The 24,279-nt window shown below is 71.6% G+C and carries 26 protein-coding genes; 17 read left to right on the top strand and 9 right to left on the bottom strand.

Annotated elements, in window-relative coordinates:
* Positions 1-427: 427 nt before the first annotated feature.
* On the top strand, positions 428-1,417 hold the full coding sequence (gene moaA, locus ACFYNS_RS31315; RefSeq protein ID WP_360302967.1) for a GTP 3',8-cyclase MoaA: 990 nt from the start codon (positions 428-430) through the stop codon (positions 1,415-1,417).
* A 42-nt stretch (positions 1,418-1,459) separates the two neighbouring features.
* Here the strand turns inward: moaA and ACFYNS_RS31310 are convergent, their stop codons facing one another.
* The 3 genes from ACFYNS_RS31310 to tyrS all read right to left on the bottom strand — a co-directional run bounded on the left by ACFYNS_RS31310 (position 1,460) and on the right by tyrS (position 4,020).
* A complete protein-coding gene (locus ACFYNS_RS31310; RefSeq protein WP_388606278.1) occupies positions 1,460-1,723 on the bottom strand; it encodes a hypothetical protein in 264 nt (87 codons plus the stop codon).
* A gap of 174 nt (positions 1,724-1,897) precedes the next feature.
* Positions 1,898-2,281: a DUF3099 domain-containing protein gene (locus ACFYNS_RS31305; protein WP_388606277.1), complete on the bottom strand. Its 384-nt coding sequence runs from the start codon at positions 2,279-2,281 to the stop codon at positions 1,898-1,900.
* A 320-nt stretch (positions 2,282-2,601) separates the two neighbouring features.
* On the bottom strand, positions 2,602-4,020 hold the full coding sequence (gene tyrS / locus ACFYNS_RS31300) for a tyrosine--tRNA ligase (protein ID WP_388606275.1): 1,419 nt from the start codon (positions 4,018-4,020) through the stop codon (positions 2,602-2,604).
* 260 nt (positions 4,021-4,280) lie between these two features.
* Between tyrS and fabG the strand changes: the two genes are divergently transcribed.
* Together fabG and fabI are read left to right on the top strand one after the other, a co-directional pair.
* Entirely contained in the window at positions 4,281-4,985 is a 705-nt protein-coding gene (gene fabG / locus ACFYNS_RS31295; protein ID WP_388606273.1) for a 3-oxoacyl-[acyl-carrier-protein] reductase, read from the top strand.
* A 2-nt stretch (positions 4,986-4,987) separates the two neighbouring features.
* Positions 4,988-5,758 carry an enoyl-ACP reductase FabI gene (gene fabI / locus ACFYNS_RS31290; RefSeq protein WP_276474627.1) on the top strand — a complete coding sequence of 257 codons (771 nt, stop codon included), beginning with the start codon at positions 4,988-4,990 and terminating at the stop codon, positions 5,756-5,758.
* A 64-nt stretch (positions 5,759-5,822) separates the two neighbouring features.
* Here the strand turns inward: fabI and ACFYNS_RS31285 are convergent, their stop codons facing one another.
* Entirely contained in the window at positions 5,823-6,524 is a 702-nt protein-coding gene (locus tag ACFYNS_RS31285; RefSeq protein WP_388606271.1) for a FadR/GntR family transcriptional regulator, read from the bottom strand.
* Between the two features lie 23 nt (positions 6,525-6,547).
* On the opposite strand from ACFYNS_RS31285, the gene ACFYNS_RS31280 reads away from it, so the two are divergent.
* The 4 genes from ACFYNS_RS31280 (at position 6,548) to ACFYNS_RS31265 (ending at position 9,140) form a co-directional block, all read left to right on the top strand.
* Positions 6,548-7,966, top strand: coding sequence for a CynX/NimT family MFS transporter (locus ACFYNS_RS31280; protein WP_388606269.1), 1,419 nt, complete (start codon positions 6,548-6,550; stop codon positions 7,964-7,966).
* 17 nt (positions 7,967-7,983) lie between these two features.
* Entirely contained in the window at positions 7,984-8,100 is a 117-nt protein-coding gene (locus ACFYNS_RS31275) for an SGM_5486 family transporter-associated protein (protein WP_254693415.1), read from the top strand.
* A gap of 153 nt (positions 8,101-8,253) precedes the next feature.
* Complete coding sequence (locus ACFYNS_RS31270) at positions 8,254-8,508, top strand: hypothetical protein (protein WP_360298493.1); 255 nt, start codon at positions 8,254-8,256, stop codon at positions 8,506-8,508.
* A gap of 116 nt (positions 8,509-8,624) precedes the next feature.
* A complete protein-coding gene (locus ACFYNS_RS31265; RefSeq protein ID WP_360298496.1) occupies positions 8,625-9,140 on the top strand; it encodes a histidine phosphatase family protein in 516 nt (171 codons plus the stop codon).
* 63 nt (positions 9,141-9,203) lie between these two features.
* On the opposite strand, the gene serB is transcribed toward ACFYNS_RS31265, so the two are convergent.
* On the bottom strand, positions 9,204-10,448 hold the full coding sequence (gene serB, locus ACFYNS_RS31260) for a phosphoserine phosphatase SerB (protein WP_360298499.1): 1,245 nt from the start codon (positions 10,446-10,448) through the stop codon (positions 9,204-9,206).
* 387 nt (positions 10,449-10,835) lie between these two features.
* On the opposite strand from serB, the gene ACFYNS_RS31255 reads away from it, so the two are divergent.
* The 4 genes from ACFYNS_RS31255 (at position 10,836) to ACFYNS_RS31240 (ending at position 15,995) form a co-directional block, all read left to right on the top strand.
* Entirely contained in the window at positions 10,836-13,547 is a 2,712-nt protein-coding gene (locus ACFYNS_RS31255; protein WP_360298502.1) for an FHA domain-containing protein, read from the top strand.
* A gap of 172 nt (positions 13,548-13,719) precedes the next feature.
* On the top strand, positions 13,720-14,886 hold the full coding sequence (locus ACFYNS_RS31250) for a GAF domain-containing sensor histidine kinase (RefSeq protein ID WP_388606266.1): 1,167 nt from the start codon (positions 13,720-13,722) through the stop codon (positions 14,884-14,886).
* A complete protein-coding gene (locus tag ACFYNS_RS31245) occupies positions 14,879-15,517 on the top strand; it encodes a response regulator transcription factor (RefSeq protein WP_360298505.1) in 639 nt (212 codons plus the stop codon). The genes ACFYNS_RS31250 and ACFYNS_RS31245 overlap by 8 nt, the downstream gene beginning before the upstream one ends.
* 238 nt (positions 15,518-15,755) lie before the next feature.
* Entirely contained in the window at positions 15,756-15,995 is a 240-nt protein-coding gene (locus tag ACFYNS_RS31240) for a chaplin (RefSeq protein ID WP_360298508.1), read from the top strand.
* A gap of 37 nt (positions 15,996-16,032) precedes the next feature.
* On the opposite strand, the gene ACFYNS_RS31235 is transcribed toward ACFYNS_RS31240, so the two are convergent.
* On the bottom strand, positions 16,033-16,863 hold the full coding sequence (locus tag ACFYNS_RS31235; RefSeq protein ID WP_360298510.1) for a hypothetical protein: 831 nt from the start codon (positions 16,861-16,863) through the stop codon (positions 16,033-16,035).
* 105 nt (positions 16,864-16,968) lie between these two features.
* Between ACFYNS_RS31235 and ACFYNS_RS31230 the strand changes: the two genes are divergently transcribed.
* The 4 genes from ACFYNS_RS31230 to ACFYNS_RS31215 all read left to right on the top strand — a co-directional run bounded on the left by ACFYNS_RS31230 (position 16,969) and on the right by ACFYNS_RS31215 (position 20,135).
* Positions 16,969-17,760, top strand: a complete 792-nt coding sequence (locus ACFYNS_RS31230) for an ABC transporter ATP-binding protein (RefSeq protein ID WP_360298513.1) — start codon at positions 16,969-16,971, stop codon at positions 17,758-17,760.
* Positions 17,761-17,781: 21 nt separating this feature from the next.
* Positions 17,782-18,204 (top strand): NfeD family protein, encoded by a 423-nt coding sequence (locus tag ACFYNS_RS31225; RefSeq protein ID WP_360298516.1) that lies wholly within the window; start codon positions 17,782-17,784, stop codon positions 18,202-18,204.
* 73 nt (positions 18,205-18,277) lie between these two features.
* Positions 18,278-19,243, top strand: a complete 966-nt coding sequence (locus ACFYNS_RS31220) for an SPFH domain-containing protein (protein ID WP_360298518.1) — start codon at positions 18,278-18,280, stop codon at positions 19,241-19,243.
* 124 nt (positions 19,244-19,367) lie between these two features.
* Positions 19,368-20,135 carry a sulfite exporter TauE/SafE family protein gene (locus tag ACFYNS_RS31215; protein ID WP_388606262.1) on the top strand — a complete coding sequence of 256 codons (768 nt, stop codon included), beginning with the start codon at positions 19,368-19,370 and terminating at the stop codon, positions 20,133-20,135.
* 24 nt (positions 20,136-20,159) lie between these two features.
* Here the strand turns inward: ACFYNS_RS31215 and ACFYNS_RS31210 are convergent, their stop codons facing one another.
* Together ACFYNS_RS31210 and ACFYNS_RS31205 are read right to left on the bottom strand one after the other, a co-directional pair.
* Complete coding sequence (locus tag ACFYNS_RS31210) at positions 20,160-20,669, bottom strand: HNH endonuclease (RefSeq protein ID WP_360298524.1); 510 nt, start codon at positions 20,667-20,669, stop codon at positions 20,160-20,162.
* A 553-nt stretch (positions 20,670-21,222) separates the two neighbouring features.
* On the bottom strand, positions 21,223-21,762 hold the full coding sequence (locus ACFYNS_RS31205) for a YbhB/YbcL family Raf kinase inhibitor-like protein (RefSeq protein ID WP_360298526.1): 540 nt from the start codon (positions 21,760-21,762) through the stop codon (positions 21,223-21,225).
* 179 nt (positions 21,763-21,941) lie between these two features.
* Between ACFYNS_RS31205 and ACFYNS_RS31200 the strand changes: the two genes are divergently transcribed.
* Positions 21,942-22,373 (top strand): barstar family protein, encoded by a 432-nt coding sequence (locus tag ACFYNS_RS31200; RefSeq protein WP_360298529.1) that lies wholly within the window; start codon positions 21,942-21,944, stop codon positions 22,371-22,373.
* 36 nt (positions 22,374-22,409) lie between these two features.
* Here the strand turns inward: ACFYNS_RS31200 and ACFYNS_RS31195 are convergent, their stop codons facing one another.
* On the bottom strand, positions 22,410-23,192 hold the full coding sequence (locus tag ACFYNS_RS31195; RefSeq protein ID WP_388606259.1) for a sporulation protein: 783 nt from the start codon (positions 23,190-23,192) through the stop codon (positions 22,410-22,412).
* 105 nt (positions 23,193-23,297) lie between these two features.
* On the opposite strand from ACFYNS_RS31195, the gene ACFYNS_RS31190 reads away from it, so the two are divergent.
* Positions 23,298-24,002, top strand: coding sequence for a DNA-3-methyladenine glycosylase (locus tag ACFYNS_RS31190; RefSeq protein ID WP_360298535.1), 705 nt, complete (start codon positions 23,298-23,300; stop codon positions 24,000-24,002).
* Positions 24,003-24,279 lie beyond the last annotated feature (277 nt).

Raw genomic sequence — 24,279 nt, 5'->3', positions numbered from 1 at the left:
CGGGGGCTGCCTTTGGTCCGTTGTCTGCGGGAAGTGTCCTGATGCCGTCCGTCACAGCACAAGAGCGCTCCCGCAGTCGAGAGTCCTCCGGCGGTTGCCGGATACGGGAGGGGGAGGGGGAGGTGTTGGTGCCTGGGGGTTTCTAAGGGGGCGGAGCCCCCTTAGCGGGGGGCCGTTGGGGGGCGGAGCCCCCCGACACGACCTCTCGGCGGCAGCCGAGAACGACGGGGGCGTGCCCCCACGGAGCCAGGCCACCCGCGGAGGGGAACCGACCCCGCGAAGACGCCCCCCGCGAAGGGAGTCGCGGATGCGGGGGTCGGCGCGCCAGCGCCCTCGCAGGTGCGACCCCGCAACAGTGGAAGCTGTCGGATGTCACATACGTGACTTACGCTGCGAAGCAGATCACGCACCTGGGAGGGCCGTCAGCATGCTGCTCGACACCTATGGGCGGGTCGCCACCGACCTGCGCGTCTCGCTGACCGACCGCTGCAATCTGCGTTGCACGTACTGCATGCCGGAAGAGGGACTGCAGTGGCTCGCCAAGCCCGAGCTGCTGACCGATGACGAGATCGTCCGGCTGGTCCGGATCGCCACGGCGGAGCTCGGCGTCACCGAGGTCCGCTTCACCGGCGGCGAACCGCTGCTGCGTCCGGGACTGGCCGGTATCGTGGAGCGCTGCGCCGAGCTGCCTGCTCGTCCCAGGATGTCGCTGACCACCAACGGTATCGGGCTGGAGCGCACCGCGCAGGCGTTGCGCGAGGCTGGGCTGGACCGGGTCAACGTCTCGCTGGACACGCTCGACCCGGAGACGTTCCGGCGGATGACCCGCCGCAAGCGCCACGCGGATGTGCTGCGCGGGTTGGCCGCCGCGCGGGCGGCGGGGCTGACACCGGTGAAGGTCAACGCGGTGCTGATGCCGGGGCTGAATGACCAGGAGGCCCCCGAGCTGCTGTCCTGGGCCCTGGAGGAGGGCTATGAGCTGCGCTTCATCGAGCAGATGCCGCTGGACGCGCAGCACGGCTGGCAGCGCGAGGGCATGATCACCGCCGGGGACATCCTGACGTCGCTGCGCACCCGCTTCACGCTGACCCCGGAGCAGCAGGAGGAGCGCGGCTCCGCGCCCGCGGAGCGCTGGCTGGTGGACGGCGGCCCGCAGCGGGTCGGGGTGATCGCCTCGGTCACCCGTCCCTTCTGCCGGGCCTGTGACCGCACCCGGCTGACCGCGGACGGGCAGGTGCGTACCTGCCTGTTCGCCACCGAGGAGTCGGATCTGCGGGGTGCGCTGCGCGGCGGGGCGTCCGACGCGGAGGTCGCGGCACTGTGGCGGCAGGCGATGTGGGGCAAGAAGGCGGGTGCCGGGATCGACGATCCGTCGTTCGTCCAGCCTCAGCGCCCGATGTCGGCCATCGGGGGCTGACCCGGGCGGGCGGCTGCCCGCCTGCTGCCGTCGGGAACGGGGTCAGTCGCCGTCGGGGGCGTGCCATTCGGCGAGCGGCACGGTGTCCTTCAGGAAGCCGCGGGCGCCCAGGAACTTCGACAGGTGTTCGCGGTGTTCCTCGCAGGCCAGCCAGGTCTTGCGGCGGTCGGGGGTGTGCAGCTTGGGGTTGTTCCAGGCGAGCACCCACACGGCCGGCTCGCGGCAGCCCTTGGCGGAGCAGATCGGGGTCTCGGGTCCCTCTTCGGAGGGTGAGGCGGAGGGGATCACTCCTTCATCCTGCCTCACGGTCCGGACATTAAGCGACGCCGGGCAGCCACGGGGGGAGCCGCCCGGCGTCGGTCCATCGCTCCGACGGGGGATGCGGAGCGCACATGAAGTATGGCATGCGGGAGCGGTCGTGGTGCACCGGAACCGCAGGATTGATCTGAGGTTTTCTTGAGGTTTGTGCGAAGAACCAGATCAACTGCGGCCGCTCGCGGTCTCGTTCGAGGCCCGATCCGCGTCGTCCGGTGTGGTTTCGTCGCCCGCTTTCGTCACCCGGGAGCCCTCCAGTGTCCGCTGCGGAGGTGCCGGTGGAGGAGCGGCGGGGGGAGCCGAAGGCGCGTTCTCGCGGCCCGCGTTGGCGATCACCACCGCGATGTAGGGCAGGGTCAGTCCGATCACCAGGGTGCCCACCGCCAGTGGGCGCTCCACGTTCCACAGGACGACGGTGAGGATGACGGCGAGGGTGCGGACCAGCATGGAGATCACATAGCGCCGCTGCCTTCCGCGTACGTCTTCCTGCAGGCCCTGCCGGGCCCCGGTGATCCGGAAAACCTCGCGCTGTTGCTGCTTCCGCGTCACTCTCCACCACCTGCTCACCTGCCGTTCCCCGCGGCCGTGCGCGGAGATCCGGACTCTTTCCACGGTACGCCTCGGAGGCGTCCGCCACGAGACCGGGGCGCCGCGCGGACCGGACCGGTCGCCCTGCGCAGGACGGCGGCGCGGCGGATCCGGCAGGGGGCGTACTCCGGTCGCGCGTCGGGGTGTGCGGAGCGCGCCGCCGCCTCGGCGCCGATCGTCGCTCCGGCTGCGGTGGCGAGCCGCCCGGAGGGGGCGGCGAGCCGGTGGGCCGGCCCCCGGAGCCCGGGCGGGGCACCGAACCGGGGCGACCCGCGGCCCGGTCACAGCCCGCGGATCTCGGCCACCTTGCGGCCCGCCTTCAGGTACAGCGCGTCGGCGAGCCCGTCGGCCTGCGCGGCGACTGCCTCGCGGGCGACCTCCGCGAGCGGGCGCAGCGCCTCCGTCTCGGAGAGCACCACGGACTGCTGCTTCTCGCCCTCCTTCTCGACGATCAGCCGCAGCCCGTTCTGCTTCGCGATGCGGCGGGCGGCCGACGCGCTCGGTGTGAACTCCAGGACCTTGGTCAGCACCGTGGCGACACCCTCCTCGCCGTGCTCGTCCAGCGCGACGCAGGGGAGCGTCTCCAGGTCGGAGAAGGACTTCTTGGAGAACTGGGCCACGAAGTGCGCGCGGGCCGCCATCGCCGCGGGCACTCCGTGCAGGGCTGCCACGACCTCGCCGGCCAGCACCTTCTTCAGGTCCATGGGGTGCAGCGCACCCGCGTCGATGCGGGCCGTCACCTGGTCGATCTCGGCGTCGGTCCACTCCGTCCAGGCACGCAGGTAGGGGGCCATCAGCCGGTCCGGAATCGACATGATCCTGCCGAAGACCTCGTCGGGAGCGCTGCCCAGCCCCACGTAGTTGCCCTTGGACTTGGACATCTTGGCGCCCGAGCCGTCGGTGCCCTCGACCAGCGGCATGGTGACCACGAGCTGCGGCTGCTGGCCGCGTACCTCCATCATCCGGCGGCCCATCTGGAGGTTGAGCAGCTGGTCGACCCCGCCCAGCTCGACGTCGCAGTCCAGCTCGACCGAGTCGAGGGCCTGGGCGACGGGGTAGAGCAGCTCGGACATCGTCAGGCCGGAGCCCTCCGAGAGCCGGTTGCGGAAGTCCTCCCGCTGGAGCAGCGCGGAGACCGGCACCTGCGTCAGCAGACCCAGCAGTTCCGGCAGCGTGAACGGGGCCAGCCAGTCGCTGTTGCGCGCGAAGCGCACCTTCTCGAAGTCGAAGAACGGCCGCACCTGCTCCTGGTATCCGGAGAGGTTCCGCGCGATGTCCTCGTCGGTCAGCGGGGGGCGCTCGGCCGTGCGGCCCGAGGGGTCGCCGATCTTGGCGGTGAAGTCGCCGATGATCAGTGTGACGTCGTGGCCCATCCGCTGGAAGCGGCTGAGCACGATGACCGGCACCGCGTGCCCCAGGTGCACGTCCGCCGCCGTGGGGTCGATGCCCAGCTTGATGTGCAGGCCCTTGCCCTGGGCTGCTCGCTCCTCGATCCGCTCGGCCAGCTTCTCCACCGTCGGCAGCAGGTCGACCGACCGCGCCCCGATCAGCTCCGCCTGCTCCCCGGCGGGCAGATCGCTCAGGTCCAGTGAGCGCCGCGCCACGGTCTCCGCGAGCAGCCGCTCGACGTTCGTGTCGGAGGAGAGGTCCTGGGCCAGCAGCTCGCTGGCGCGCTGTACGGAGTCGCCGAGGCGTGTCACGTCACTGTCCTGGTGTGGTGGGTGCTCGATACGGTCACGGGAAAGTCTATGCGCCCGTACCCGCGCCGGAGGCCGGGGCAGTTCGCCCCCGCCGGGGACCGGCGTTTCTGTAGGGACCCCACAGCAGGCCGCGGACGCCCCTGTCCGTGCCCGAGTGCTCGCGGCCCGGTGGCGCCGGATAGGTTCTGTTTGCGACAGGCCGCGACGGCAGTCTGTTTGCGACAGACCGCGACAGCAGAAGCAGGAAGGGTGGGCGCACAGTGAGCCGCTCAGTGCTCGTGACCGGAGGGAACCGCGGCATCGGCCTCGCCATCGCCCGTGCCTTCGCCGAGGCAGGCGACAAGGTCGCCGTCACCTACCGCTCCGGAGAGCCGCCCGAGGGCTTCCTCGGCGTCAAGTGCGACATCACCGAGCCGGAGCAGGTGGAGCAGGCGTACAAGGAGATCGAGGAGAAGCAGGGCGCGGTCGAGGTGCTCGTCGCCAACGCGGGCGTCACCCGTGACCAGCTCCTGCTGCGCATGTCCGAGGAGGACTTCACCTCGGTCGTCGACACCAACCTCACCGGCACCTACCGGGTGGTCAAGCGCGCTTCCCGCGCCATGCTGCGGGCCCGCAAGGGCCGCATCGTGCTGATCTCCTCGGTCGTCGGGCTGATGGGCCAAGCCGGGCAGGCCAACTACGCGGCCTCCAAGGCCGGGCTCGTCGGCTTCGCCCGCTCGCTCTCCCGCGAGCTCGGCTCCCGCAACATCACCTGCAACGTCGTCGCGCCCGGCTTCGTCGACACCGACATGACCCGCGCGCTCACCGACGAACAGCGCGAGGACATCGTCAAGCAGGTACCGCTGGGCCGCTACGCCGCGCCGGAGGAGGTCGCCTCCTCGGTCCGCTTCCTGGCGTCCGACGAGGCCGCGTACATCACCGGAGCCGTCATTCCCGTGGACGGCGGATTGGGCATGGGTCACTGAACATGAGCGGAATCCTCGCTGGAAAGCGCGTCCTGGTCACGGGCGTCATCACCGACGGGTCGATCGCCTTCCACGCGGCGAAGGTCGCCCAGGAGCAGGGTGCCGAGGTCATCCTCACCGGCTTCGGCCGGCTCTCCCTGGTCGAGCGCATCGCCAAGCGGCTGCCCGAGGCCGTGCCCGTCATCGAGCTGGACGTCAGCAACCAGGAGCACCTGGACGGGCTCGCCGACCGGATCCGCGAGCACTGGGGTCCGGACGCGCGGGTGGACGGGATCGTGCACTCGATCGCCTTCGGTCCGCAGGGCGCCTTCGACTTCCTCGGCGCGGCCTGGGAGGACGTCAGCACCGCCGTGCACGTCTCGGCGTACTCGCTCAAGTCGCTCACCATGGCCTGCCTGCCGCTGCTGCACGAGGGCAGCTCGGTCGTCGGCCTCACCTTCGACGCGCAGATCGCCTGGCCCAAGTACGACTGGATGGGCGTGGCCAAGGCGGCCCTGGAGTCCACCAGCCGCTACCTCGCGCGGGACCTGGGTCCGAAGGGCATCCGCTGCAACCTGGTCTCGGCCGGGCCCATCAAGTCGATGGCGGCCAAGTCCATCCCGGGCTTCGAGGAGCTGGCCGACGTGTGGAACCACCGTGCCCCGATCGGCTGGGAGCTGACCGACCCGGAGCCGGCCGGCCGCGGTGTCGTCGCCCTGCTGTCGGACTTCTTCCCCCGTACCACGGGCGAGATCGTGCACGTCGACGGCGGCGTGCACATGATGGGGGCCTGACCCTCGCCGGGACGCGGCCGGCACCGGCCTGCGGCACGGTCCCGGCCTGCGGCGGGGCGCTCCCCTACAGCGCCCCGTGTCCCCACTCCGCCGTGTGCGAGGCCGCCTCCTCGGAGGCGGCCTCCGCGTTTTGCGCCCGGATGGCGTCCAGCAGCCGGGTGTGGTCCATGTGGTTCTCCGGGCGCAGCTCCTCGCCCACGTCCTGCCGCAGGTAGGCCCGCAGCACCTCGCCGAGGTCGGCGTACACGCCGGTCAGCACCTCGTTGTGGGAGGCGGAGAGCACGCCCATGTGCAGGCTGCGGTCGGCGTCGATGAAGCGTTCGACGTCGCCGGAGTCCCATGCCGCCTCCCGGCGTTCCAGCATGCCCTCGAGTTCCCGCAGGTCCGCTTCCGTGCGCCGGCGTGCCGCCAGCCGGGCGCCCGCGGTCTCCAGCGCGGACCGCAGTTCCGCCACGTGCCGCAGATCGGCGCCGGCGAACCGGCGGTGCATCACCCCTGCCAGCTCGCTGGTGGCCAGCACATAGGTGCCCGAGCCCTGCCGGATGTCCAGCAGCCCGTTGTGCGCGAGGGCCCGCACCGCCTCGCGGACCGTGTTCCGGGCCACCCCGAGCTGCTCGACCAGCTCCGCTTCGGTGGGGATACGGCTGTCCACCGGCCACCGGCCCGAGGCGATCTGCTGGCGCAGCGTCGCGATCACCTGGGCGGCCAGGGGGGCGCGCTGGGGGGCCGAGAGCGGGGGAGGGGAAAGCGGTTGGGCAGTATTCATCCCATGATTCTATGATGGGCCGCATGGCATCGGCAGACGACAACAGCAGGAACTCCGCACCCACCACCGGCCTGGGGACCCGCCCCGCCCCCGCGCGCTCCGCCGGTACCCCGGCCGCCCCGCCCGGACCCGGTGCCGCGACGCCCGCGGTCTCCCGCCGACTGCTCGGACTCGTCGCCGCCGGACTCGTCATCGCGGCCCTGAACCTGCGCCCCGCCATATCCGGACTCGGTCCGCTGCTGGAGGAGGTGCGGCGCGGCCTGCACATGAACGGCACCGTGGCCGGACTGCTGACCTCGGTACCCCCGCTGTGTTTCGCCGTCTTCGGCGGCCTCGCCCCACGGCTGGCCCGGCGCCGCGGCCCCGCGCCCGTCGTGCTGGCCGGCATGGCCGCCATCGCCCTCGGCCTTGCCCTGCGGCCGCTGGCCGGCGGCACGGGCACCTTCCTCGCCGCCACCGCGCTGGCCCTGGCCGGAATCGCGGTGAGCAACGTACTGATGCCCGTCATCGTCAAGCACTGGTTCCCCGACCGGGTCGGCTCCATGACCGGGCTGTACTCGATGGCGCTGGCGCTGGGCACGGCGGGCGCCGCCGCCGTCACCGTGCCGCTGACCGACGCGCTCGGTGGCGGCTGGCGCGCCGGGCTGGGGGCGTGGGCGGTGCCGGCGGCAGTCGCCCTCGTCCCGTGGGCGGCGATCTCCCGGGACCGCTCGGCCCGCGCGCCCGAGCCACGGGCCGCGGAAGAGGCCGTTCCCGCACGTACCGCCGAGGGTGAGACGGCAGGGCAGTCCCGTGACCGGGGCCGCACCGAGCCGACCGGCGCTGCGAGCGGCCCGGCGGCTCCCTCGGAGGCCGCGCCGGGGCTGCGGATCGCCGCGTCCCCCACGGCGTGGGCCCTCGCTGTCTTCTTCGGCCTCCAGGCGTCCGCCGCCTACATCACCATGGGCTGGCTTCCGCAGATCTTCCGCGACGCCGGGGTCTCCGCCTCGGCGGCAGGTGTGCTGCTCGCGGTGACCATGGGCATGGGGGTACCGCTCTCCTTCGTGCTGCCCAAGCTGGCCGCCCGGATGCGGCACCAGGGGCCGCTGGTGGTCGCGCTGGGCCTGTGCGGGCTGGTGGGCTACGCGGGGCTGTGGCTGGCCCCCGCCGCCGGCGCCTGGGTGTGGGCCCTGGTGCTGGGCGTCTCCAACTGCGCCTTCCCGCTGGCCCTCACCATGATCGGGATGCGTTCCCGCTCCCACTCCGGCGTGGTCAAGCTCTCCGCCTTCGCGCAGAGCACCGGCTATCTGCTCTCCATCCCCGGCCCGCTGCTGGTCGGCTCGCTGCACGACGTCAGCGGCGGCTGGCACGCTCCGCTGCTGCTGATGGCCGCGCTGATGCTGGCCCAGATGGCGACGGGCCTGCTGGCGGGCAGGGACCGGGTCATCGAAGAGGGGCGCTGAGTGGGACACTGGCCCACATGCCAGTGCTCGAACCGAATCCCCCGGAACCGCGGAAGAAGCTGCTGCTGATCTTCGGCGCCATGATGGCGGTCACCGTCGTCATCGGCGTGATCGCCAGCATCGCCGCCGGCTGACCTCCACCCCCCGGGGTGGTGCCGACACCACCATCCCCTAGGGGCCCTGCGTCAGGGGGGAGTGGGGGGCTTGCCGGATGGGCCGGGGGTCTTGTGCTCCGTAGTGTCGGTGGCCAGGAGAACGAAGGCCGAAGCACCCCGGAGGCGAGCCCCATGACGGCCCCCGCGCACCCCATGCCGGACCGGAGCAGGAACCACCGCCCGGCCCAGGGCGCCGCGCTGCCGCGGCGGGCGCACGACGCGTCGCAGACCCGGCTGCCCTGGTGGGGTGCGCTGCTGCCGGTGCTCGGCTTCGCGCTGCTGCTGGTCCTCCTGGTGGGTGGCGGGCAGGCGGACGCCGCCCAGCGTGCCGCCGACAGTCCGCTGCTGTCCTTCCTCACCCATCTGTGGGGTTCCGTCCTGGGATGAGTTGCCGCGCGGGGGCCGGGCGGTCGGTGTGCGGCGGGTCACCGTCCGTCGACCCTGCCGGACCGACCGGTCAACACCCCGCGACCTGCAGCGCGTTTCGTGCGAAGCTGGGACACATGAGCGTCGATGTGCCCCGCAGTATCGTCCTTCTCCGGCACGCCAAGGCGGACTGGCCGCAGGTGGCGGATCACGAGCGGCCCCTCGCGGAGCGCGGCCGCCTGGACGCCCCGGCGGCGGGTGAATGGCTCGCCGGCCAGGGCATCACTCCGCAACTCACCCTCTGCTCGACCGCCACCCGGACCCGCGACACCTGGAAGCTGGCCGTCTCGCATCTGGCACAGCGTCCCAAGACGGTGTACGAGGAGCGCCTCTACGAGGCGCCGCCCGGTGCGATCATCGAGGTCATCAACGAAGTCCCCGACGACGTGCACGACTTGCTGGTCATCGGCCACAACCCCGGAATGCAGTCGGTCGCCGAGGTGCTTGCCGGGGAAGCCGACCGCGAGGCGCAGGAGCGGCTGGCCCGCGGCTTCCCCACGGCGGCCGTCGCCGTCCTGCGGTACACCGGTTCCTGGAAGTCGGTGGAGCCCGGGAGCGCGCAGCTGACCCACTTCTGGGCGCCCCACGAGTGAGGCGCGCGCCGCAGGTGAGGCGCGCGCCATGAGTGTGAGGCGCGCCCCGCGGCCCCGGCGCGGTCAGAGAGCCGCGGGCCTCTCGGAGCCGGTTCCGTCCGCGGCCTCCACCTCTTCACGCGTGATGCCCAGCAGATAGAGCACGGTGTCCAGGAACGGCACGTTCACCGCGGCGTGTGCGGCCTCCCGGACCAGGGGCTTGGCGTTGAAGGCGACGCCGAGCCCCGCCGTGTTGAGCATGTCCAGGTCGTTGGCGCCGTCGCCGATGGCCACGGTCTGCGCGAGCGGCACGCCCGCCTCGTCGGCGAACCGGCGCAGCAGCCGCGCCTTGCCCGCGCGGTCGACGATCTCGCCGGTGACCCGTCCGGTCAGCTTGCCGTCGACGATCTCCAGCGTGTTGGCGGAGGCGAAGTCCAGCCCCAGCTCCTCCTGCAGCGCGTCGGTGACCTGCGTGAAGCCGCCGGAGACGACACCGACCTGGTAGCCGAGCCGCTTGAGGGTGCGGATCAGCGTGCGGGCCCCGGGGGTGAGCTGCACCGCCTCGCGCACCCGGTCGACGACCGACGCGTCGAGCCCGGCCAGGAGCTCGACCCGGGCGTGCAGCGACTGCTCGAAATCCAGCTCGCCGCGCATCGCCCGCGTCGTCACCTCGGCGACCTGCTCCTCGCAGCCCGCATGGGCGGCGAACAGCTCGATCACCTCGTCCTGGATGAGGGTGGAGTCCACGTCCATCACCACCAGCCGCTGTGCCCGCCGCTGGAGCCCCGAGGCGACGACGGCGACGTCGATGCCGTACTTCGCGGCCTCCAGCGCCAGCGAGGTGCGCAGCAGCGCCGTCTCGGTGCCCGAGACGTCGAACTCGACGGCGAGTACCGGGTACTTGGCGAGCCGGAAGATGCGGTCGATGTTGCCGCCGGTGGAGGTGATGCTGGCCGCTATGGCGGCGGTCGACTCCGCGGTGAGCGGATGCCCCAGCACGGTGACGTGCGAACGTCCGGTGCCGCGGGGGCGGTTGTCGCCCGTGCCGGAGATGATCTCGGCGGTCATGCCCATCGACTCGGCCCAACTGTGCACGGTCGCGCGCAGCTCGCCCTCGGAGCCGGTGCCGGTGGTGGGCGCGGTGACCAGGGCGCACAGCGTGATGCGGCCGCGGGTGACGAGTTGCTCGATGTCGACGACCTCGACGGCGAAGGCCGCGAGAGTGTCGAAGAGGCCGGCGGTGATGCCGGGCCGGTCCTTGCCGAAGATCTTGACCAGCAGGGTCGGGGTGTCGGCGTACGACGGAGGCTGGGCCACAGGTGTGCTCATGGTCCTCTCACATTACCGCCGCGCTGCTGCGGAACCCTGCCGGGGCGGTGCGAATGCGGCTGGACGCCACGAAGGGGTACCGTTTCCGTCCCTCTCATCATGATCGGTCGGGATCGGTCACGATCGGCTCCGGTCCGTGCGCACATCCGCACCTGAAGCCCTTTCCTGCGACTTCCCGCGGTTCTTCCGCGGTTCTCCCGTCCTCTCGGCCGTGCGCCTGCACGGGTTCCCCGGTGTTCCCCGACGGAACGGTCACAGCCTGGTCCCTACCGCTGGCCCGGCTTCCTGTCGGGCGGCCGAGCCTGAAATAGTTCCTCACGATGTTCGCCATCCCTAGACTCCCTCGCTGCAGGGGGTACCTCGGGGGACAACTTTGTGGGGCATGGAGTGCCGGAACTCGTACTGGAATTGAACGGACAGACCTGGACGCTCGATCCGTCCAGGGCCTACACCCTCGGCCGCGACCCCCAGGGGGACGTGGCGATCGAGGACGCCAGGGTCTCCTGGCGGCACGCCACGGTGCGCTGGGGAGGGCGCGCCTGGGTCATCGAGGACCACGGCAGTACCAACGGCACGTATGTGCAGGGACGGCGGATCCAGCAGTTGGAGCTGGCGCCCGGCATGAGCGTCCATCTGGGCAACGCCACCGACGGCCCGCGGCTCGGCTTCTCGGGCGGGGCGCCCGCCGGGCAGGCTCCGGCGGGCGGGATGTACGGCGGACAGACCGCGCCCCAGCAGCAGGGGCAGCCTCAGCAGGCTGCGCAGGCCGCGGCCCAGCACAGCGCTCCGACCCAGCAGCCGCAGGTCGGGGGAGCGCCCGGCTGGGGCCAGCAGCCCCCGCAGCCCCAGCAGCCGCACCCCGGCTGGCAGCAGCAGGCTCCGCAGATGCCGCAGCAGATGCAGCATGCGGCCCCGCCGCAGTACGCGCAGCAGCCGCCCCAGCAGCAGATGCCGCAGCAGCACATGCAGCCGCAGGGCGGTCCCCAGGGCGGTCCCGGAGCGCACGGCATGGGCGGCCCCGCACCGGGGACGGGCGCTCCCGGCGCCGGCGGCCAGGGTGGAGCGCCGCCGCAGGGGGCGGGCGACCGTAGCCCGACCACCTTCCACCAGCTCTCCCTCGGCCGGGTGATGCGCATCGGCCGTGCGCTGGAGAACGAGCTGGTCGTCTCCGACCTCCAGGTCTCGCGGCACCACGCGGAGTTCCACTCCTCGCCCGACGGCCGGTGCGAGATCCACGACCTGGGCAGCCACAACGGCACCTACGTCAACGGCCAGCCGATACCGCGGTCCGGCACGGTCGCCATCTCCCCGCAGGACATCGTCGGCATCGGCCACTCCACCTTCCGGCTGGTCGGGGACCGGCTGGAGGAGTTCGTCGACACCGGCGACGTGTCCTTCTCGGCCCGCCATCTGACCGTCAAGGTCGACGGCGGCAAGGTCATCCTCAACAACGTCACCTTCGGCGTCCCCGAGAAGTCGCTGATCGGCGTGATCGGCCCGTCGGGCTCCGGCAAGTCCACGCTGCTGCGGGCGCTGACCGGGTACCGCCCCGCCGACGTCGGCGAGGTCCTCTACGACAACCGGAACCTCTACAAGCAGTTCGCCGAGCTGCGGCAGCGCATCGGCCTGGTCCCGCAGGACGACATCCTGCACAAGGAGCTGAAGGTCCGCACCGCGCTGCGCTACGCGGCCAAGCTCCGCTTCCCCGGCGACGTCGCGGAGGCCGAGCGCAACGCCCGGGTCGAGGAGGTGCTCGCCGAGCTCAAGCTCGACATCCACGCGGACAAGCGCGTCACCTCCCTCTCCGGCGGCCAGCGCAAGCGCGTCTCCGTCGCCCTGGAGCTGCTCACCAAGCCCTCGCTGATCTTCCTGGACGAGCCCACTTCGGGCCTCGACCCGGGCATGGACCGCGACGTGATGCAGCTGCTGCGCGGCATGGCCGACGACGGGCGCACCGTGCTGGTCGTCACCCACTCGGTCGCCGAGCTCGGGCTGTGCGACAAGCTCCTGGTGATGGCGCCGGGCGGCGGTGTGGCCTACTTCGGCCCGCCCGAAGAGGCGCTGAACTTCTTCGGCTACGACTCATGGGCGGATGTCTTCTCCGCCTTCGAGAACTACCGCGACTACGACTGGATGGGCCGCTGGCAGGGCTCGCAGCACTACCAGATGTACGCGGCCGACATCGACGCCCAGCACCCGCAGCAGGACCCGTACGCGGCCCAGCAGCAAGCCATGCAGCCGACGCGGCTGCAGAAGCCGCAGAGCTGGGGCAGCCAGCTGTGGACGCTGATGAGACGCTACCTCTCGGTGATCTCCGCGGACCGCTCCTTCCTGGTGCTGTCCTTCGTCACTCCGCTGCTCCTCGGCCTGGTCAGCACCCTGATGCCGTCCGACTACGGACTGACGGCGCCACCGGGCAAGACCAACGGTGACGCGGGCCCCATCCTGCTGATCCTCGCCATCGGCGCCTGTTTCTCGGGCGCGGCCAACTCGGTCCGGGAACTGATCAAGGAACGGGTCATCTACGAACGGGAACGGGCCACCGGCCTCTCCCGGTCGGCCTACCTGATGTCCAAGGTGATCGTGCTGGGCCTGGTCGCGGCCGTCCAGGGCCTCCTGATGTGCATCGTCGGGTTCTACCCGCGCGACCTTCCCGAGGAGGGCCTGCTCGCCTCCAACCCGGCCATCGAGATGACGCTGGTGGCCATCGCGCTCGGCGGCACCTCGATGATGTTCGGCCTGATCATCTCCTCCCTGGTGAAGACCTCGGAGAAGACGATGATCCTGCTCGTGCTCTTCGCCGTCGTACAGGTCGTCTTCACCGGTGTGCTCTTCAAGCTCTTCGACAGCCCCGGTGTGGAGCAGTTCGCCTGGCTGATGCCGTCCCGGTGGGCGATGGCGGCCCTCGGCGCGACCGTCGAGCTCGGCCGGCTGATGCCCCAGGACAAGAAGGACCCGACCAACACCGACCCGCTGTGGGACCACTCGCTGGACCAGTGGGTGATGGACGTCGGTGTCCTCGCCCTGATGGGTGTCCTGTGCTACTTCGTCATCATCCGGCTGCTGCGCCGCCACGAGCCGGAGATCATGCGCAAGTGAGCGCTTGACCGCGCGGTCCGCACGGAGAAGGGGTCCCCTCGTCCGGGGGCCCCTTTTCGTGTCCCCGCTCTCCGGTCCCGGCCGTGCGTCGCCGGACCTAGGACCTCCGGCCCGTCCCGCCCCTGGCCCGGGTCCGATCCCCGCCCCGGTGCCGCCGGGTACCGTGATCGGCATGGTCCCCCGCACAGGGCTCGCCGCGGTCAGCGCGGCGCTGCTCGCCATGAACCGCCGGCTCGAGGTGCGCGACGTCCTCCAGACGATCGTCGCCTCGGCCCGCGATCTGCTCGACGCCGAGTACGCGGCGCTGGGCGTCCCCGACGATCAGGGCGGCTTCGCGCAGTTCGTCGTCGCCGGAGTGAGCGACGAGCAGTGGAAGGCCATCGGCCCGCTGCCGCGGCAGCACGGCATCCTCGCCGCCATGCTGCGGGACGCCACTCCCCAGCGGCTCGCCGACGTCCGCAGGGACCCCCGGTTCGGCGGCTGGCCCTCCGCGCACCCCATGATGGCCGACTTCCTCGGCATGCCCATCGCCGACGGCGAGCAGGTGCTGGGCGCGCTCTTCCTTGCCAACAAACGCTGCGCGCCCCCGCGGGAGCAGAGCCGTCCGGCACCCCGGGAGCGGACCTGTGCCTTCACGGAGGACGACGAGGAACTGCTGCGGCTGCTCGCGCAGCACGCCGCCATCGCGCTGACCAACGCGCGGCTCTACGAGCGCAGCCGCGAGCTGACCATCGCCGAGGAGCGCACCCGTATCGGCCACGAGCTGCACGACGCGGTGGCCCAGAAGCTCTTCTCGCTCCGTCTGACGGCCCAGGCGGCCACGGCCCTCGTCGACCGGGATCCCCCGCGGGCGAAGGCCGAACTGCACGAGGTGGCCCGGCTCTCCGGCGAGGCCGCCGACGAGCTGCGGGCGGCCGTCGTCGAACTGCGCCCCGCGGCGTTGGACGAGGACGGCCTGGTCGCCACGCTGCGCACCCAGGCCCAGGTCCTGGACCGCGCGCACAGCGCCGAGGTGGACTTCGTGTGCGAGGGCGTGCGCGCCCTCCCCGCGGCCCAGGAGGAGGCCCTGTTGCGGGTCGCGCAGGAGGCCCTGCACAACGCGCTGCGGCACGCGGACGCGGGCCGTGTCCGGGTGTCCCTGGTGCGCCGCGGCCCGTCCGCCGTCCTCACCGTCACCGACGACGGCAAGGGTTTCGACCCCGGCGCCGTACGCTCGGCCGGCCGCCATCTGGGCCTGGTCTCGATGCGTGACCGGGCCTCCGGCGTCGGTGGCACGTTGACTGTCCGCTCGGAGCCCGGCAAGGGCACCGCTGTCGCTTTGGAGGTGCCCGGTGGCTGAGCCGATCCGTGTGCTGCTCGTCGACGACCACCAGGTCGTACGGCGCGGGCTGCGCACATTCCTGGAGGTGCAGGACGACATCGAGGTCGTGGGGGAGGCCGCGGACGGCTCCGAGGGGGTGGCACGCGCCGAGGAGCTGCGGCCGGACGTCGTCCTGATGGACGTCAAGATGCCCGGGACCGACGGCGTCGAGGCGCTGCGCACACTCCGTGAGCGGGACAACCCGGCGAGAGTGCTGATCGTCACCAGCTTCACCGAGCAGCGCACCGTCGTACCGGCCCTGCGTGCGGGCGCTGCGGGGTACGTCTACAAGGACGTCGACCCGGAGGCGCTGGCCGGCGCCATCCGTTCCGTGCACGCGGGCCATGTGCTGCTGCAGCCCGAGGTCGCCGGGGCGCTGCTCACCGACGACCAGAGCCCGTCCGCCGGGCGCGGTCCCGCGCTGACCGAGCGGGAGCGCGAGGTGCTCGGGCTGATAGCGGACGGCCGCTCCAACCGCGAGATCGCCCGCCTGCTCGTGCTGTCGGAGAAGACGGTCAAGACCCACGTCTCCAACATCCTGATGAAGCTCGACCTGGCCGACCGGACCCAGGCGGCCCTGTGGGCGGTCCGCCACGGGGTGACGGGGTGACGGGGTGACGGGGTGCCGGGGTGACTGACCGGGTGACGGGTGAACAGGGTGACGGCCCGAGTTGCCGCTTCTGTGGGCAGCCGGGAATCGGGCATCCGTTCCCTGCGGGTCGAATTTCATACTGTCGTGTGGTCGTCATCTTTTCGGCGCACCCTCCCGGCTGATGCCCCGTTCTCCATGGCGTGCCCGCGGCGGTCGGCCGCGGCACGGTTCCGCAGACGCACAGGGAGAACACCCCATGAACACTGCCAAGAAGGCCGCCCTCGTCCTCGCCGCCGCAGGCGTCGCCGCCGGTGCCTCCGCCGGCTCCGCGTTCGCCCAGAGCGACGCGCAGGGCCAGGCCGTCAACTCGCCGGGCGTCGGCTCGGGCAACCTCGTGCAGGCCCCGGTCCACGTGCCCGCGAACGTGACGGGCAACTCCGTCAACGTGGTCGGCGTCCTCAACCCCGCCTTCGGCAACCTCACGCACAACAGCTGACGCAGCGGCCCGGACACCGGGAGGCGGGCGGCGCCGATCAGGCCCGCCCGCCCTCCCGGCGCCGCTCCAGCTCCTCCGCGTAGGAGTTGTAGGCCGCCACCCGCGCACGCCGGGCCGTGCGCTCCACCGGGCGCAGCGCCTCGGCGCGGGACGCCATCTCCGCTGCGCTCACCGCGCCGCCGTGCTCCCGCCCGTCGCCCCCGCCGTCCCCGTAGGCGATGGAGACCAGCGCCGCGACCCGCTGCCCGAGCTCCAGCACCCGCACGGCGCGCGGCGGATAGCCCGGAGCCAGCAGCTGTCTGCCCGCCTCCATCCGCGCCCGGTACGCCTCCAGAGCCGCGTCGGCCACCGGCCCCGAGCCCGCGACGTCGAGCCGCGTCAGTACCTCGGTCGCCTCCCGCATGGCCTCCGCCAGCTCCCGCTCGGCCTCCGCCAGCGAGGGCACGTCGGCCGGCGGAGCCTCCCGCACCGGCAGGCACTCCCACCGCACCTCCGTGTGCACATCCTCCGGGTCGCCGTCCGCGGGCCCCGCCGCGTGCACCTCCGGCACCAGGCCCAGCGCCGTCCCGTGCACCAGCACGGCCTCCTCGGCCTCCATCGCCCGCGCGTTGAACTCCGGGGGCCCGCTCAGCCCCAGCGGATGCCCCGGCACCGGCAGCGCCACCCGCAGTCCCGCGGCACCCAGCGACCGCAGCTTCCCCAGCGCTAGCGTCAGCCCGACCGCACCGCCGTCGTCCCCCGGCAGCGCGACGCGGTGCAGGGTGTCCTCGGCCACGATGCGCTCGGCCGCCTCGTCGGGCGCGACGAGTCCGGCGAGCAGTGCGTTTCCCCAGGCGGCCAGCCGCCCTGAGCGAGGTTCTGTGAGCATGGACCAAGCCTAGGGAACGGGCTTCGCACACGGTGGCGTAGGTTTTCCCCTGGGGAATGTGCCCATAGGCACCTCAACGCGACTGCAATAGGAGACAACGCGCTCATGAGCGAAGTACTGGAGCTGGTGGACGTATCCGTGGTCCGCGACGGACGTGCTCTGGTGGAAGATGTCTCCTGGTCGGTCAAGGAGGGCGAACGCTGGGTCATCCTCGGCCCCAACGGCGCGGGCAAGACCACACTGCTCAACCTCGCCTCCAGCTACCTCTTCCCGACCTCCGGCACCGTCGGGGTCCTGGGCGAACGCCTCGGCAGCGTCGACGTGTTCGAGCTGCGCCCCCGCGTGGGGATGGCCAGCATCGCCATGGCCGAGAAGCTGCCGCGCCGCCAGACCGTGCTGGAGACCGTGCTCACCGCCGCCTACGGCATGACGGCGCACTGGCAGGAGAGCTACGACAAGGTCGACGAGGACCGCGCCCGGGCCTTCCTCGACAGGCTCGGCATGTCCGACTACCTGGACCGCAGGTTCGGCACCCTCTCCGAGGGCGAGCGCAAGCGCACCATGATCGCGCGCGCCATGATGACCGACCCCGAACTGCTCCTGCTGGACGAGCCCGCGGCCGGACTCGACCTGGGCGGCCGCGAGGACCTCGTCCGGCGTCTCGGCCGGCTGGCCCGCGACCCGTACGCGCCCTCCATGCTGATGGTCACCCACCACGTCGAGGAGATCCCGCCGGGCTTCACCCACGTCCTGATGATCCGCCAGGGCCAGGTACTGGCCGCCGGACCGCTGGAGACCGAGCTGACCTCCCGGAACCTCTCCCTGTGCTTCGGCCTGCCGCTGGTCGTCGAGGCGCAGAACGGGCGCTGGACCGCACAGGGCCTGCCACTGAGCTGAGCGTGCGCCTACCATGGCCATGTGGACGCATGGGTCTGGTGGCTCGTAGCCGCCGCAGCACTGGGGATCCCGCTCATCATCACGGCCATGCCGGAGTTCGGCATGCTGGCGGTGGGCGCGGTGGCCGCCGCCGGAGCGGCGGGGATCGGCGGGGGGCCGGTGGCCCAGGTCGTCGTCTTCGCCCTCGTCTCCACGGCGCTCATTCTGGTCGTACGGCCGGTCGCACGCCGGATGCGCACCCAACGCCCCGCGCTGGCCAGCGGCGTCGACGCGCTCAAGGGACGGCGGGCCGTGGTGCTGGAGCGGGTCGACGGGGACAACGGCCGTATCAAGCTCGCCGGAGAGGTCTGGTCCGCGCGGGCGCTGGACACCGACACCGCCTTCGAGCCCGGCAGCCAGGTGGACGTGGTCGAGATCGACGGAGCTACGGCTGTCGTGATGTGATGGCTATGAGCAGCCGAACACGGGCAGTGATTCTTCAGTCAGCGACTTCTGAGATCATGCAGGGGGCAAGGCCATGGACGCCATCATCATCGTCCTGATCATCCTGGTGGTGCTTGTCTTCATCGCACTCATCAAGACGATCCAGGTCATTCCGCAGGCCAGTGCGGCGATCGTGGAGCGCTTCGGCCGGTACACCCGCACTCTCAACGCGGGCCTGAACATCGTCGTCCCGTTCATCGACACCGTCCGCAACCGTGTCGACCTCCGGGAGCAGGTCGTCCCCTTCCCTCCGCAGCCGGTGATCACCCAGGACAACCTGGTCGTGAACATCGACACCGTCATCTACTACCAGGTGACGGACGCCCGGGCCGCCACCTACGAGGTCGCCAGCTACATCCAGGCGATCGAACAGCTCACCGTCACCACGCTGCGCAACATCATCGGCGGGATGGACCTGGAGCGCACCCTCACCTCCCGCGAGGAGATCAACGCGGCGCTGCGCGGAGTGCTGGACGAGGCGACCGGCAAGTGGGGCATCCGCGTCAACCGCGTCGAACTCAAGGCCATCGAGCCGCCGACCTCCATCCAGGACTCGATGGAGAAGCAGATGCGGGCCGACCGCGACAAGCGCGCCGCCATCCTCCAGGCAGAGGGCGTCCGCCAGTCGCAGATCCTCACCGCCGAGGGCGAGAAGCAGTCGGCCATCCTGCGCGCCGAGGGCGAGTCGCGCTCCGCGGCCCTGCGCGCCGAAGGCGAGGCCCAGGCCATCCGCACCGTCTTCGAGTCGATCCACGCCGGTGACCCGGACCAGAAACTGCTCTCCTACCAGTACCTCCAGATGCTCCCGAAGATCGCCGAGGGCGACGCCAACAAGCTCTGGATCGTCCCCAGCGAGATCGGCGACGCACTCAAGGGCCTCGGCGGCGCCCTGGACACCTTCCGCCCGGACTCCGGCGGCAACGGCGGCGGCACCCCAGCGCCGCCCAGCGCCGCCAAGCCCCCGCGGCCCCCGCGCGAGCAGCCCCCGCTGGACTCCTGACCCCGTCCGCCGTCCGGTCCGCCTGCCCGGACGGTGCCGTCCACCAGCCGGACCCCCGTACACAGCCGCAGCCCCTTCGGGCATGATCGGTTCCACTGGAACCGAACACCGGAGGGGCTGACGCGTGACCATATGGGAAGCCGTGGCCGTCTGCGCGGCAGGCGTGGGCGCCGGAGGCATCAACACCGTCGTCGGCTCCGGCACGCTCCTGACCTTCCCCGTGCTGCTCGCCGTCGGCCTGCCGCCGGTGACCGCCAACGTCTCCAACTCGCTCGGGCTCGTCCCCGGCTCGATCAGCGGAGCGATCGGCTACCGGCGGGAGCTGCGCGGCCAAGGGCGCCGTGTCCTGCGGCTCGGCCTCGTCGCCCTCCTCGGAGGACTGGCGGGCGCCATCCTGCTGCTCACCCTGCCCTCCAGCGCCTTCGACACGATCGTCCCGGTGCTGATCGCGCTCGCCCTGGTCCTCGTCGTCCTCCAGCCCCGACTGGCCGCGGCCGTCCGCCGGCGCCGCGAACGGGACAGCAGCGGCGGCCACCCGCACGGCGGTGTGCCCCTCCAGGGCGGCATCCTGTTCGCCAGCGCCTACGGTGGCTACTTCGGCGCGGCCCAGGGCGTCCTCTATCTGGCGCTGATGGGGCTGCTCATCCCCGACGACCTGCAGCGCATCAACGCCGTGAAGAACGTCCTGGGCGCCGTGGTCAACGGCACGGCCGCCGTCTTCTTCCTCTTCGTCGCCGACTTCGACTGGACAGCGGTGCTGCTGATCGCCCTCGGCTCGGCGGCCGGAGGCCAGCTCGGCGCCAGAATCGGGCGCAAGCTGGCCCCCGGCATGCTCCGGGGCGTCATCGTGGTCGTCGGCCTCGCCGCGATCGTGCAGCTCCTGCTGCGGTGACCCGGGCGAGCCCGCCGTCCTCCCTCAGGCCGTCGCCGGCAGCGTCAGCCACTCCGGGAGCGACTCCCCCTCCGCGAGCCCCAGTGCCAGCAGCAGCGCATCGGCCGGTGTCGGCTCGAACGGCTTGACCAGCAGCTTCATCCCCGCCTGGCCCGGTGTCCTGGCCGCCTTGCGGTGGTTGTCGGCCGCGCACGCCGCGACCGTGTTCAGCCAGGTGTCCCCGCCGCCGTGCGACCGCGGGACGATGTGGTCCACCGTGGTCGCCCGGCGTCCGCAGTACCCGCACCGATGCCGGTCCCGCACCAGGACGCCCCGCCGCGACCACGGTGCCCGTTGTCGGAACGGCACCCGGACGTACCGGCGGAGCCTGATCACCTGCGGCACCGGCAGCTCCACCTGCGCCGCACGCACCCGCAGCCCGGAATGCGCCTGCTCGACGACGGCCTTGTCCCGCATCACGAGCACCACCGCGCGCCGTAGCGACACCGTCGACAGCGGCTCGAAGCTCGCGTTCAGTACCAGCGTCTCCCGCATCCCGACCGCCTCCCCTTCTCCCGTCCCGGCCGCTTCGCGCCGGGTGGCACCCACTGTGCCGCTGTCCATCGGGGCCGACAACGCAATTTCGCCGGGGGGTACGGCAGGTGAAGGGGCCGGGAACGGCAGGTCGCGGAGGGGCGTCGCGGGCCGGTTCCGGGGTTCCCGGGGTCCCACGGTTTTGGGGGAGGGGGTGCGGAGACCGGCTACGGGAGCCCGCGAGGCGGGAGACCGGTGCGGGAGCCCGTGAGGCGGGGGGGAGAGAAGAGAGGAACGGCCACCCGGCGGACGGAGGAAGCAGGCAGTCGGCGCGGTCGTCCGGCCCCCGGCCGGACTCCGGCGGACGGCAGCACTCACAGAGTGCCCGCCGCCCCCGCTCGCGGTGATGGACCGCGCCACGGTGCCGACTGCCCCGTATACGGTGCGCCGCGCACACAGCGCGGCGCAACGGAATTCCTCCGGCCGGCCCGGGGCCCTGCCGGCGCCGAACCGGGCCCCGACTCCCCGACACCCGGATCGGGGACCCGGAGCCCGGGATCCGGACGCGGTGGGCTCAGCCCTCGGCAGGGATCTCGTACTCGCCGATGAGCTGACCGCGCGCCAGGGTGTGGAAACGCAGATTGAACCCGACGACCGCGGGGGAGGCGTCGGCGTCCGGGCCGAGCTTCTCGGTGTCCACGGCGTACACGGTGAACACATAGCGGTGCGGGCCGTCCCCGGGCGGCGGCGCGGCCCCGCCGAAGTCGCGCGTCCCGAAGTCGTTGCGCACGTGCACAGCCCCTTCGGGGAGCCCCTTCATCCCGCCCGTACCGGCACCCTCGGGCAGCTCGGTCACGGTGGCGGGGATGTCGAAGACGGACCAGTGCCAGAACCCGCTGCCCGTCGGCGCGTCCGGGTCGAAGCAGGTCACCGCGAAGCTCTTCGTCCCCTCGGGGAAGCCTTCCCAGCGCAGCTGCGGAGAGGTGTTCCCCTCCGCGTACACCTGTGCGGTACCCAGATGGCCGCCGTCCGGCAGATCGTCGCTCAGTACGCGAATCGACGGCACCTGGGGGTGGAAGTCATGGGGGAGCGGGCGCCGTTGCTGGTCGGTCACGTCGTGAACCTCCTCGTCACGCGAATCGCTGTAACGGCCAGCCTAACGATCCTGACCGCCTCTCTTTGCCACCATGACGGGGTGCGACAGCACACCCCGTACATCCCAGCCCTGTGCCCGCAGGAGTCAACGCCATCAGGTGACTGACCACGACGAGACCCCGAAGCGGTGGTGCGACCATGACCAGCCCCGTGGACCTACCCGAGCTGCCCCAGGCCGACCTCCCCGGCCTCTTCGACGACTCGGTGCCTCCCGGCGTCTACCGGCTGCCCTCGGTGGGCCCCGACGCGCTGATGCAGGCGGACGCGGCGGGCTGGTTCGGCGCGGTCGTGGACCTGACCGGCGTCGACAACAAAGCGGAGTTCATGGAGCGTTGCGCCACCGGACTGGAGCTCCCCGACTACTTCGGGCGCAACTGGGACGCGCTCGCCGACCTGCTCACCGACCTGTCCTGGTGCGGAAAGCCCGACGGCTATCTGCTGCTGGCCACCGGCTGGTCCGGGTTCGAGCACGCCGACCCGGAGGACGCCGCCGCCGCGGCGGCGGTCTTCACCGCGGCGGCCGGCTTCTGGGCGGTACGCGAGACCCCGCTCAGCATCCTGCTCGGCTGAACGGGGTCTCCCGCCGCGTGGCGCTGCGCCGCGGGCTCAGAACCAGTTCCGCTTGCCGCCGACCTCGGCCAGCCACTGGTTGAGGTAGCCCGCCCAGTCGGTCTGCTGGTAGGAGTCGAAGTCCATCGGGAAGGCCCGGAAGGTGTCACTGCCCTCCGAGAACAGTCCGCCCTTCTTGTCCATCTCCAGTACCACGTCCATGCCCCGCGCGTCCGCGACGAACGAGAGCTCGACCTGGTTGAGGCCGCGATACTGCTCCGGCGCGAAGAACTCGATCTCCTGGTAGAAGGGGAGCTGCTGCCGGGTGTTGCGGATGTGCCCCTTCTCCATGTCCGCCGACTTGAACCGGAACCCGAGCTGCCCGAACGCGTCCAGGATCGCCTGCTGCGCCGGGAGCGGGTGGATGTCCACCGGGTCCAGGTCACTGGAGTCCAGCGCCCGTGCGATCGCCAGCTCCGTCGTCACACCGATCTGCATGCCCCGCAACTGCTGGCCCATGAACGCGGTGATCGGCGTCTCCCACGGCACCTCCAGCGCGAAGGGCACCACGTGCGAGTCGCCCTCGTGCAGGGTGAGCTCCCCGCCGAGCCGCTGGGTACCGAACTCGATGTTCTGGTGCATCTCGCCGTCGTCGGTCTCCACCTCGACCCGCGCCTGCAGGCCCACGGAGAGCGCCTGGATCTCCTGGGTGACCGAGCCGCCCTCGATCCGCACCTCGCCCTGCACCACACCGCCCGGCACCGCGTGCGGCTCGTGCAGCACGGTGTCGACCGAGGCGCTGCCCATGCCCATGCTCGCGAACAGCTTCTTGAAGCCCATCCCCTTGTCCTCCCCTTTCGGTCCGGTTCCCCCTCCCGCCGGGAAGCACGGGAACCGCTCGCGTACGGGACTCTCCCGTACGCGGTTCTTGTACGCTCGGACGGCATGATCGCAGGCCGAGCCCGCATGCCCAGCACGACCGGTGGTGACCCGCACCTGTCCCGGGACTTCTTCGACCGTCCTGTCCTGGATGTCGCCCCCGACCTTCTCGGACACGTCCTGGTACGCACGACGAGCGAGGGCCGCATGCGGTTGCGCATCACCGAGGTCGAGGCGTACGCGGGGGAGGCCGATCCGGGGTCGCACGCCTACCGGGGCCGGACGCAACGCAATGCCTCGATGTTCGGCCCGCCGGGGCACGCCTACGTCTACTTCATCTACGGCATGTGGTTCAGCCTCAACCTCGTCTGCGGTCCCGAGGGGCAGGCGAGCGGCGTGCTGATCCGCGCGGGCGAGGTGCTGGAAGGAGTGGAGCAGGCGCGGAACCGCCGGCCCAAGGCGAGCAAGGACACGGAACTGGCCAAGGGCCCGGCCCGCCTCGCCACCGCGCTCGCGGTGGACCGCGAGCTGAACGGCACCGACCTGTGCACCCGCGACCCCGCCACGCCGCTCGGCATCCTCGACGGCGCGGTGGCGGCGACCGGTCCGACGGCCACCACCCGGAGCGGTCCGCGCACCGGCGTGGGAGGTGACGGCGCACACTTCCCCTGGCGCTTCTGGCTCGCGGACGACCCGACGGTCAGCCCCTACCGCGCACACAAGCCGCGGAACCGCAGGACCTCGCTTGACGCAGGGGCGTCGAACCCCTAACGTTGTACGAGTCGCTGAAAACGGGACGGCTTGCCACGGACCTGAGGTCCGGTGAGAGCTCCCCCGGAAGCGACCACTCACTACCTACGATATGCCCCACAATCGGGGTCGATTTCGGCACGCCGAAATCTGACGCCGAGGGCTCGATTATGAGCCTCCGGGGAAATCCGCTAAAGTAGTGAACACCGAAAGGGCAAACGTCCGGAGAAACCGGTACTGCATCGTCAGAACCGATTGGTTTCGAAGGAAGCGTCCGTTCCTTGAGAACTCAACAGCG

Source organism: Streptomyces sp. NPDC006925, from assembly GCF_042869575.1.
In the GTDB taxonomy this organism is placed as follows: Bacteria; Actinomycetota; Actinomycetes; order Streptomycetales; family Streptomycetaceae; genus Streptomyces.
The sequence above is the reverse complement of the archived record's forward strand: the minus strand, read 5'-3'. Positions and strand labels throughout refer to the sequence as shown.